We start from the raw sequence: 2,905 nt of genomic DNA, 5'->3' as shown, positions 1-2,905 counted from the left end.
GCACGTTGGGGATGATCATCATGGTGGTCGTGGCCGTGGTGGTGACGTACCTCACTGCAGGTGCGACGAACGGCTACTTCGCTGCGGCGTTCAGCGCGGCATCCAGTACTGCAGGTGCAGTTGCTGCCTCAGCTGCTACCTACGCTGTTGCGGGTGCAGCAGGATCAATCGCCAGCCAGGGCGTTGGTAGCGCGATGGGCCAAACGAGTTTCAGTTGGCGCAATGTGGCGGCAAGTTCCATCGCGAGCGCGGCAACTGCCGGCTTCAGCACCGCCGTGTCCGCGAGTGTGGGCCCCGTCGTCGGTGCGATGAGCACGGCAGCAGTCGGTAATGTCAGTAACTACCTTGCGAATCGATTGGTCGGTAACGAGGCGAGCTTCAGTTGGCGCAGCGTGGCAGCTAGCGCGGTGACTGCGGGTATCACGCAGCAACTGGCGCCGACGATTGCGCGGTCCATTGGTGTGGACACGATGAAGTATGGTCAGGCAACCGTGGCCGGTATCACCGGGGGCGTGGTCAGTGCTTCCTTGCGCAGAGGGTCAATCGATTACACCAATCTGGCAGTCGATGCGTTTAGTAACGTGCTGATCAATTCGTTGACGCAGAGCTCCAGCACAGGTTTGTTTGATCCTGACACCGCAACTGCATCCAGCAGCGGAGGTGGAGCACCTGGCAGATATGTCAGAGACCGTAATGGTGACCTGACGCTGGACACTGTCGAGGTCAGAGCCACGCGCAGCAACATATCTAGCATCCAGATCCGCGCAAGCGACCAGGAGTTACGCGACCAAGCATTGCTGCGCGCGGTGGGTGAGCAGACGTTGGAGAACATCCGTGCCGACCGTCGCCGAAGTAATGCCATCGACGTAGGAGCGTTCCAACGCAGCAACGCGCTGGATATCGGTGCCATCAATGCTGCACGCATGGCGCCTTCGACTGCACAGCCGGTGGCGCCGATGCCGGTCAATCGGGAGGCCATTCCGGTCGAGCCCAACAGCATCAGCGGATGGGAAGTTGCAGGTTCCTTTGTTGAGGGTGTCGGCAATGCATTTGTAGGGGTTGGGCGCGAAGTCGCCGACACACCATTGCGGGTAGGCGACATGCTGTTGGCTGCAGCAGCGGTGACGACAAACCTTTTCCGGGATGAGGGCGACTATTGGCTGCCTGAGATGAACAGCGGCATGTCGCGTGACTACGAACGCTCAGGCCAGGCGTGGGACCAGTTCGCGCTGGATCACAACCCGCTGTATGCCGCCACCGTGGGGCTGGGGACCGCAATTGGCAATGGTGCCGGCGCAGCCGTAGTGGACAACGATTACCGCCCGCTCGCGAATTTGGGTGGAGAGTTTGCAGGCGGCTTGCTGGTCGGCAAGGCGATGAACCGCTATGGCAACTATGGCGTGATGATTGATGACATTGGTGCCAGCGGGCTTGGGCGGTCGCAGGCTGGTAGTGTGGGCGTTAGGTTTGGCGAAGTTCAAAGAAAGATCCCGCTTGGTTTTAGAAAAGGGGCAGATTTTGAGGCTTTTGGGGACTCCTTACATGACGGGCTCAATACGGCCGGATATAAAGATGTTGACGCTGCATTCCAAGGGAGCTCAGTGACAGGGCAGGCTTATAAGGCGCCACATGATCCTTTTGATGTGGGCCGTACAAGCGATTACGACATTGCGCTTTCCAGTCCTGAATTGTTCCAACGGGCGAAAGATGTTGGGGTTGGTTTGCGTCAACAGGGTGTGCGCACGGGGCCATTGGGCCCAGAACATCTTGAAAGGCTTGGGCTTTCAGGCTTGAATAAAAAGCTCTCCGCTGAAGCAGATCGTCCAGTCAATTTTATGATTTACAATTCTATTGATGATGCCATCACTAGGTCTCCCAGCATTCTGATACCGAGAAATAATTAATGAAAAAGTCTCTACTTGTGGAAATAGTTGCTTCTAGCCTTAGTGAAGCTAGAAATTTATTCGATTCCAGTTATGGGATTTTGTTGGATGCGCATGAAAGTGAATACCGTGGTGGAGAATATTTCCGTTGTGAAATTGATGGAGTTGTTTTGGCGCTGCAGGAAAATTTTCTTGAGGACGACGGAGAAAAGACTGAAGCGGAATTTCCAAAATCAGAATACTTGTTATACATGGACGGTGATGATGTGGCTGTCGACAAAGTATTAAGTAGAATAAGTGAAGGAAAAAAAATTCTAAGGAGTAGTGTCTACTGAGCACAGAATTAGCACCGCCAAAAGGGAGCGTTTGAAGGATTTTCCTTCGAATTCATTCAGTCGTAACCTGCGTGATAAAAAGTCGATAGCGACCGGTGCTCCGGCACTCGCGGGGGGATTTACTGCGACCGCGGCGGTAGTGGGAGGCGCAGCGGGTGCATTATTTGCCGGCAGCCTTGCCAGTCAAGCCGTCGGCAGTGCGATGGGGCAGACCAGCTTCAGCTGGCGCAATGTGGCCGCCAGTACAGTGGCTGGCGCAGCAACGGCAGGGTTCGGCACGCTGGTGAGCGGCGCACCGGCAGTCGTAGCCGCAGTCGCCACTGCTGCGGTGGGTAATGTCAGTAGCTATGTGGCCAACAAGCTTGTCGGCAACGAGGCTAGTTTCAGTTGGAAAAGCGTCGCCGCTAGTGCGGTGGCGGCGGGCATCACGCAGCAATTGACTCCGACGATCGCCCGATCCATCGGCGTCGACGCAACGCAGTATGGGCAAGCCATTACCTCCGGCATTACTGGCGGCATCGTGAGCGCGCATGTGCGTCAAGGAATCGTGGGCGGCGCTATCGACTATCAGGATGTGTTCGTCGATGCATTCGGTAATGCGGTCAATGGCGCGCTGATGCAGCGTGGTCAGGCAGCGTTAGGGATGGTCTGATCAACGCTACCCAATGACGAGACATGTGACATCGG

Annotated in this window: 3 protein-coding genes; all 3 read left to right on the top strand. The window is 56.1% G+C overall.

What is annotated here, in order from left to right; translation table 11 throughout:
- A partial coding sequence (locus XaplCFBP3123_RS21075; protein ID WP_216361755.1) for a hypothetical protein occupies positions 1-1,904 on the top strand: 1,904 nt, incomplete at its 5' end.
- The gene (locus XaplCFBP3123_RS21385; RefSeq protein WP_146091417.1) at positions 1,904-2,218 is read left to right on the top strand and encodes a hypothetical protein; all 315 of its coding nucleotides are present in this window, start codon (positions 1,904-1,906) and stop codon (positions 2,216-2,218) included. The genes XaplCFBP3123_RS21075 and XaplCFBP3123_RS21385, both read left to right, overlap by 1 nt.
- Positions 2,208-2,870 carry a hypothetical protein gene (locus tag XaplCFBP3123_RS21065; RefSeq protein WP_146091416.1) on the top strand — a complete coding sequence of 221 codons (663 nt, stop codon included), beginning with the start codon at positions 2,208-2,210 and terminating at the stop codon, positions 2,868-2,870. The genes XaplCFBP3123_RS21385 and XaplCFBP3123_RS21065 overlap by 11 nt, the downstream gene beginning before the upstream one ends.
- Positions 2,871-2,905 lie beyond the last annotated feature (35 nt).

Source organism: Xanthomonas arboricola pv. populi (assembly GCF_002939945.1).
GTDB lineage: Bacteria > Pseudomonadota > Gammaproteobacteria > Xanthomonadales > Xanthomonadaceae > Xanthomonas > Xanthomonas arboricola_A.
Note: the sequence above shows the minus strand (reverse complement) of the source record. Positions and strands in the feature narration are given on the sequence as shown.